5 protein-coding genes are annotated in these 6,475 nt (G+C 61.0%); 2 read left to right on the top strand and 3 right to left on the bottom strand.

Annotation, left to right across the window (positions count from 1 at the left end):
• Nucleotides 1-186: 186 nt before the first annotated feature.
• From mksF to mksB, 3 genes are read right to left on the bottom strand one after another with little or no spacing between them, the layout of a single operon-like run.
• Nucleotides 187-3,027: an Mks condensin complex protein MksF gene (mksF, locus tag QMX98_RS31045; protein ID WP_282411898.1), complete on the bottom strand. Its 2,841-nt coding sequence runs from the start codon at nt 3,025-3,027 to the stop codon at nt 187-189.
• Entirely contained in the window at nt 3,024-3,725 is a 702-nt protein-coding gene (mksE, locus tag QMX98_RS31040; RefSeq protein WP_253552864.1) for an Mks condensin complex protein MksE, read from the bottom strand. The genes mksF and mksE overlap by 4 nt, the downstream gene beginning before the upstream one ends.
• A complete protein-coding gene (gene mksB, locus QMX98_RS31035; RefSeq protein ID WP_282411897.1) occupies nt 3,715-4,992 on the bottom strand; it encodes an Mks condensin complex protein MksB in 1,278 nt (425 codons plus the stop codon). The genes mksE and mksB overlap by 11 nt, the downstream gene beginning before the upstream one ends.
• A gap of 219 nt (nt 4,993-5,211) precedes the next feature.
• Between mksB and QMX98_RS31030 the strand changes: the two genes are divergently transcribed.
• Both QMX98_RS31030 and rimI read left to right on the top strand, forming a co-directional pair.
• The gene (locus QMX98_RS31030) at nt 5,212-5,952 is read left to right on the top strand and encodes an energy transducer TonB (RefSeq protein ID WP_282411899.1); all 741 of its coding nucleotides are present in this window, start codon (nt 5,212-5,214) and stop codon (nt 5,950-5,952) included.
• Nucleotides 5,945-6,397, top strand: coding sequence for a ribosomal protein S18-alanine N-acetyltransferase (rimI, locus tag QMX98_RS31025; protein ID WP_077749029.1), 453 nt, complete (start codon nt 5,945-5,947; stop codon nt 6,395-6,397). The genes QMX98_RS31030 and rimI overlap by 8 nt, the downstream gene beginning before the upstream one ends.
• Nucleotides 6,398-6,475 lie beyond the last annotated feature (78 nt).

Below are 6,475 nucleotides of genomic sequence, written 5' to 3'. Positions count from 1 at the left end.
GAGCAGGCTCGCTCCCACAAGGGATTTGCTGTGACCACGGAATTTGTGATCGACACCAACCCCCTGTGGGAGCGAGCCTGCTCGCGAAGAGGCCCTCAAGTACACTGAATCACTAAAAAGATATGCCCAAAAAAAGGCCGCGATCCATTGGATCGCGGCCTTTTTAATGCCTTCGATTAACGCAAATCAAACCGCGTCCAGCTCCGGCTCATCTGCTTCAACGTTAACCACAGTCTTCACCTCATCATGCCGACGGATGTACTTCCAGTCCGCCTCATCGATGTAGATCCCGTTTGGCCCACTGCCACCTTCCAGGTCGATCGCCACACTGGCGCAAACCTGCGGTTTCACACTCGCCAGGATCGGCACAAAGCCCAGTTGCAGGCTGGTTTCCAGCAGCGCAGCCTGGTTCTTCTCGTCGATGTCCGCCGCCTCGTCGAGGTAGTACGGCAGGCGCACGCGACCGGCTTGATCACGGTCCATCAAGTGCAGCAACAAGTACATGTTGGTCAGCGCCTTGATGGTCATCGTGGTGCCGTTGGAGGCCGCGCCGTCGATGTCGGTGTGAATCACCGGCTGGCCGTTGACCTTGGTAATCTCGAACGCCAGTTCGAACAAGTCCTTGAGGCCGAGCTGGTTGTGGTTAGCCGCCACCAGACGGGCCAGGTATTCCTTGGCTTCTTCGTTCTTGTTGTCCTGATCGGCGCTTTGGCTCAGGTCGAAGACCGAAAGGGTTTCGCCTTCCTCGTACTGACCGGCGCTGTGGATGATCTGGTCGATGTGCTTGAGGGCTTCCTTGTTCGGCGCGAGCACGATGCGGAAGCTCTGCAGGTTGGAGACCTGACGTTTGTTGATCTCGCGGTTGAACAGCGCCAGTTGATGCTCAAGGCTGTCGTAGTCGCTGCGGATGTTGCGCAGGGTCCGGGCGATGTCGGTCACCGCCGCACGGCGCGCCTTGCCGAGGGTCAGCGCTTCGTCGGTGCGGTGCGCGTAAGCGTTGATCAGCAGTTGCAGGCGACGCTCCATATCGTCTTCGCTGTCGAACTTGGCCACGCCCTTGAGGCGAACCTGCGCATAAAGCGCCTCGATCTGGCCATCGCTGCGCTGCAAACCCTGCCAGCTGTCCTGATAGTCGTTGAGCAGCGGCAGCAGGTTGTCCATGGAATCATCGATCGGGTCCATGAACGGCGTACCGAACGGCAGGTCTGCGGGCAGCAGCTGACGGCGGCGCAGGGCGTCGTCTAGGGTGCGTTGCTTGGCTTCCATGTCGCCGATCTGCCGGCCGACCAGTTGCAGCTTGGCCGACAGTTGCTGGACGCGCTCGGTGAAGGCATCGCTGGAACGCTTCAATTCGTCCTGCGCCGCTTCCATCTGCGCCAGTTGCTCCAGCTTGTCGCCTTCTTCGGCGCTCAGGGTTTGTGCGCGGCGGAAATCTTCCAGGGCTTTTTGCGCATCCAGCACTTGCTGGTACAGCGCTTCGGTCTGGGTCTTGCTCGCTGCGCGGTCGGCGACCACGGCAGCCTGGGTTTTCAGTTGCTTGAGTTCTTTCTCCAGGCGGTCTTTCTGATCGCGCAATGCCGCGCGGTCGGCCAGGGCTTGCAGGGCTGGCGGCTCAATGTGCGAGATGTCGATGGCCAGGCCTGGTACTTCGAAACGCTCGCCTTTGAAGCCGTCGAGGATCAGCTCCAGGGATTTGACCCACTGACCGTCCTCATCCAGCGTAATGCCATGCTCACCCAGCGGCAGGCTGAACAGCGCGCTGTTGAACAGACGCATCAAACGCTCAACGTCCTGCTGCGAGAACTCTTCGCGCAGACGGGCGTAGCTGTTGTTGTCGGCGTGATCGAGTTGCTGTTTCACCGATTTCAGGCGTTTTTCCAGGTCCCGCAGACGTTCTTCGAGGTCTTCGGCAGAGAACTGCCGCGACTGGGCCAGCGCACCGGCCAGTTCATCGTGCGCGTCCTTGGCCGCGAGCAGTTGCTGCTCCAGCACTTTGACGTCATCGACCAACGCGAAGCGATTCTTCAACGCCGAGAGTTCGCCGAGCCAACGCTGTATGCCGGTGATTTCCCGCTCCAGGCGCATCAACTCCTGAGTGCCGCCACGCTGATCGTTTTGCAGCGCGTCCTGTTCGTTGCGGTAGTGCTCGGCCTGAATCGTCAGCTCTTCCTTGCGCGCACTGGCGTAATCCGACCAAGTGCCAAGCAACGAATCGAGCAGCGGAGAGATCCGGTGCAACTTGCCGCGCAGAATATTGCGCTGGGTCACGCCAGCGGCGAGGGCTTCAACCAACGGGCCGGCGGTGACCAGCGAGTTGTAGTCCTGCTCCATGCGGCGTACATCGCGGAACGCTTCTTCGCACGCAGCGATGTAATCGACGCTGCCGGAACGCAGACTGTGTTCAAACGCATCGAGGAACAGTTGCTTGAGCTTGGCCGCGGTGATTTCGCGCATGTGCAGCAGGTTGATGAACAGTGCGCGGAAGGTCTTCAGGCTCTGCTCGCTGGTGGAGCGCAGCGGGATCAGGGTCAGGTCCAGCGGGATTGAGGTGTGACCGCCGACCAGCAAGCGACGCAGCTCATCCGGCTTGAGTTCATAGGCTTTCAGGCCCTCACGCTCAAGGTTGGTGAACAGCTCTTTCTGGCGCAGGCAGGTGTCGTTCTTCTGGTAATGCGCCAGGTCCAGTTTGCCGGCGTAGGCAAAGAACTGGTGACCGAAACCACCGCCCGGGCCGCGCCCGACCACGCCGATTACGTGCGGGCCATGGGGCAGCGAGACTTCGACCAGGATGTAGCTGGTGTCCGAGGCGAAGTAGAAACGACGGGATTGTTCCAGGCTGTACTTGCCGAAACTCATGTCCGACATGCGCGCCAGAATCGGAAACTGCAACGCGTTGATCGAGGCGGATTTACCGAGGTTGTTCGCGCCGTAGACCGACAACGGTTCTTCCAGCGGGAACAGGCCGAGGCTGTAACCGGCGGTGTTCAAAAGGGCAAAGCGGCGAATGCCGTAGCGTTCCTTGCTCATGCGTCGGTCTCCTGTTCTTCTGCAATGGCGCGGGCCATGGCGTCTTCTTCGCTTTCTTCTTCGAAGTCACTCAGATCGAGCGGATCATCGGTTTGCAGCAGTTTTTCGTCGCTGTCGTCATCGACCAGCACCGGAACCGGCAGCGGTAAGACGCTGTGCAGGCTGGCCGCCAGATCGCGGTCTTGTTGAACCGACAGGCAAACGTCGAGGAAACGATGCATCGGCGGCAGGAAGCGGTAGATGCCGTTTTCTTCGCCGGCAAAACCGAGCTGGGTCATGCGGCGCATGATTTTTTCTTCGAGTTCTTCCACGGTCTGCACTTCGGCCTGGATGAACAGGTCGCGGTATTTTTCCAGCAAAGACGGCAATTCATCGCGGCCGAGGCTGCCACCGTCGAGCACGGCGACCGGGTCACGGCCCTGATCCGCCAAGTGCTCGACGAGGATGAAGGTGAACAACGCCAGACGTTGCGCAGTCTTGTTCACCGCTGCCGCCGCAAGGTCCGGCACGAAGTAATAGAAACCACGGGTGTCGCAGACCAACTCATAGCCCAGCGCCCTGAACAGCGTGCGGTACTGGTCCTGGAAGTTCGACAGTTGCGCGTACAGCTCCGGGTCGCGGCGGCTGACGTGGTAGCCCTTGAACAGCTCGCGAAAGATCGGCGCCAGTTGGGACAGTTCGGATAGATCAAGATGCATGTGGGATGCTCGCAGAATCCTCGGCGGCGGTGTCGCGGGCCGAGAGCAGGGCGAAGGAGCGCAGGCTGACCTGATGCTCGTGAGTGTGGTAATCGCGGCGTTCCAGACGCTCGCGTGTGAAGCGTTTTTCCCGCGACAGGCGCGAGAACCAGTAAAGCAATTCGTCGGTGGCGCCGTCCGGCTCCTGCTCCAGCAGCCAGGTCATCAGGTCCGGCATCGGCAGGGCGTCTTCGCAGCGTTCGAGCATTTCCCGAACCGTGCGTGGCGCGCGCGGCGCTTCGCCTTTCTGCGTTTTGTGGGCCTTGGGGAAGCGCGCCGGTTTCGGCTCGAATCGGGCCAGCGCATAAACGTAGGCTTCGACCTGACTGGCGCTGCCGAGGAAGGTGCTTTGCGGGCGGGTGAACATCGGCATCGCCGCTTGCGGCACCGCATCGATGCCTTTGCGACGAATGGCCGACAAGGCCAGCGCAGCGCCTCGGGTCACGGCGTTGTGTCGACGGGCTTCTTCACGCAACGGCAGCAGCAATTCGCGGGCGTGGCGCAGGGTCAGTTGGGCGCTGGTCTGCATTTCGAGGATGCGTGCGTGAGTACGCAGCAGCATGTCGTCGTCGACCAGGTGACCGAGGCGCTGTTGTTCGGTGAGCATGCGCAGCAGGACGTTCTCGACCTTGCGCACGCCTTGCTCGAAGGCGCCGTCGGCGTTCACCAACTGAATCATCGGCTCGACGTATTCGTCCCAGGTCGCCAGTACTTCGGCGTAACGCTGACGCAGCGGGATCTGCCGGTCGCTGGTCTTGGCGCGTTCGGCGACGGCCACCAGGGCCTGTTCGTCGTTGGCGAGTTTCTTCAATACATCGCGTACGCGCATGTCGAGCAAACGCAATTGGCGCGCCAGATCGTGGCCATCGCGAATGTCGAAAGCGTCCTGGATGTAACCGGCCAGGCGTTCGAGGTGACGCAGATAGGCTTCGATCTCCAGGCACAGGCCCAGACGGTGCTCACGGCGCAGGTAAGCGAGGAAGTCGTGGATCTGCGCATTGAGCTCGAAACGGTTCGGGCTTTTTGCCACGGGAACCAGAATGTCGAGGCGGATCCACACGTCCAGCAGGCTGGTGATGTCCTGCGGCGTACTGTCGAGTTGCTGGGCGGCCAACTGTGAACGCAGTTCGTTGAGGCTCAATGTGCCTTGGTCGAAGTGCTCGCACAGTGGCTCCAGAAGTGCCCAGTGTTCAGCGAGGGCGCGCAAGACGCGCTTGGGTTCGATCATCGGAATGGCCGGCTGGTTGGCGATTAAAAGCCGCGATTGTACTGCATCGGGACCGATGCGATTCACTCTCGGGACGGGCTGTCGCTGTTTCTAAGGGAAAGAGTATCGATCAAGCGTGGGCGATCTTGAGCGAAGGGCGGTAGAATCAGCGCACTTTAGTTATCCACAAGTGGCCGACCTTTGCTAATCGAGTCCCGTCGCCGCGCCTATTTGACTGCCATGCAGGTGGTCAACTGGCTGCCGCGCACTGAATTGCCCTTTGCCGCGCCATCGCGTCCCGAGCTGATGGAGATGCCGGAGCCGTTGGTCGTCGCGCCGGTGGTGCCTGCCTCCGCGCCAGCACCTGCCGCTGCGCCGGTGATGGCACCGACGGAGCGCGTCAAGATCGAGGTGCCGCGGCCATCGCTGGCCAGCACCCGCACTAACGCCAAGATCGAAGAAGAAGCCGCGCCGGTCGTCGCCAAGTCTGTGCCAGTACCGCCACCGCGTTTTTCCCTGCAATTGCTGCGCGCTGGTCGGTGCCTACTGTTGGTCGAGTTACCCACAGGCGAAACGTTCCAGACCCGCGATCCGGCCTATCTGCTGCTCAAAGACATGCTGCGCGCCGCCGGTCTGCCGGACAGCCCGCAGATCATCGGCGAGCCGGTGCGCTGGCCGCTGTTGGCCCGGGGCACCATGGATCAGGGGCCGGAAGCCGCTCGGGACTTCGTGCAAGGTTTTCTCTCGGCCCGGCTGGAAGACGCTCCGTGCGTTTGCGTGTGGCTGATCGGCCTGCCAGCGGTGCGTTTTGCCGGTGAGGCGAACGCCGAATCCTTCAACCGTGAACTCCAGGTCGAAGGCCTGGGCTCGGTCTGGGCCCTGCCGGGCCTGGAATTATTAATGGAAGAGCCACAGCGTAAGGCTGATGTCTGGCAAGCCATGCGTCGGCTGATGGCGCGCTGGAAAGAATCAAATGAGTGACGCTGTATCGTTCCGCCCGATGACCGAGGCGGACCTGGACGCTGTACTGAAAATCGAATACGCGGCGTACAGCCATCCCTGGACCCGCGGGATTTTTCTGGATGGGCTGGGCAAGTACCAGATCTGGCTGATGTTCGAAGGGCAGCAACAGGTCGGTCACGGCGTGGTGCAGATCATTCTGGATGAAGCGCATCTGCTCAACATCACCGTCAAGCCCGAGAATCAGGGCCGTGGGCTGGGTTTGACGCTCCTGGAGCATTTGATGTCCCGGGCGTATAACGCCAAGGCGCGGGAATGTTTTCTGGAAGTGCGCGACAGCAACCGTGGCGCGTTCAAGTTGTATGAGCGTTATGGGTTTAACGAGATTGGGCGGCGGCGGGATTACTACCCCGCGGTGGGAGGGCGGGAAGATGCCGTGGTCATGGCCTGCACTTTGGTCGACTGAGCCTTTTTGAAGCTTCGCGGGCAAGCCTCGCTCCTACAGGACTGGTGTCTTACCCATCCCGTAGGAGCGAGGCTTGCC

It is taken from the genome of Pseudomonas sp. PS02303, from assembly GCF_029959925.1.
Classification (GTDB): Bacteria; Pseudomonadota; Gammaproteobacteria; order Pseudomonadales; family Pseudomonadaceae; genus Aquipseudomonas; species Aquipseudomonas mandelii.
This window is presented reverse-complemented; position numbering and strand designations above follow the sequence as displayed.

Coding starts and splice junctions, on each gene's coding strand:
- mksF (WP_282411898.1), bottom strand. CDS start 3,027: ATGAGCAAGGAACGCTACGGCATTCGCCGCTTTGCCCTTTTGAACACC.
- mksE (WP_253552864.1), bottom strand. CDS start 3,725: ATGCATCTTGATCTATCCGAACTGTCCCAACTGGCGCCGATCTTTCGC.
- mksB (WP_282411897.1), bottom strand. CDS start 4,992: ATGATCGAACCCAAGCGCGTCTTGCGCGCCCTCGCTGAACACTGGGCA.
- QMX98_RS31030 (WP_282411899.1), top strand. CDS start 5,212: ATGCAGGTGGTCAACTGGCTGCCGCGCACTGAATTGCCCTTTGCCGCG.
- rimI (WP_077749029.1), top strand. CDS start 5,945: ATGAGTGACGCTGTATCGTTCCGCCCGATGACCGAGGCGGACCTGGAC.